Source organism: Micromonospora sp. DT4, from assembly GCF_049841675.1.
In the GTDB taxonomy this organism is placed as follows: Bacteria; Actinomycetota; Actinomycetes; order Mycobacteriales; family Micromonosporaceae; genus Micromonospora.
Genome location: NZ_JBNCKT010000336.1, coordinates 221 through 675 on the forward strand (window position 1 = coordinate 221; position 455 = coordinate 675).

Here is a 455-nt window from a genome sequence, read left to right on the forward strand (position 1 = left end):
CTGGAGCTGAAGTCGACTGTCAACACGATGGTCGACCAGTTGTCGTCGTTCGCCGACGAGGTGACGCGGGTGGCCCGTGAGGTGGGCACCGAGGGCAAGCTCGGTGGTCAGGCGCAGGTGCGCGGCGTCGCCGGCACCTGGCGCGACCTGACGGACAACGTGAACTCGATGGCGTCGAACCTGACCGCCCAGGTCCGCAACATCGCCCAGGTCTCGACGGCGGTGGCGAAGGGTGATCTGTCGCAGAAGATCACGGTGGACGCGCGGGGCGAGATCCTGGAGCTGAAGTCGACTGTCAACACGATGGTCGACCAGTTGTCGTCGTTCGCCGACGAGGTGACGCGGGTGGCCCGCGAGGTGGGCACCGAGGGCAAGCTCGGCGGTCAGGCGCAGGTCAAGGGCGTGTCCGGTACGTGGCGGGACCTGACGGACAACGTGAACTCGATGGCGTCCAA

Annotated in this window: 1 protein-coding gene; it reads left to right on the forward strand. The window is 66.8% G+C overall.

What is annotated here, in order from left to right:
- Positions 1 to 455, forward strand: a 455-nt coding sequence (locus ACLQ24_RS29985; protein WP_425895095.1) for a HAMP domain-containing protein, incomplete at both ends; no start/stop codon positions are given.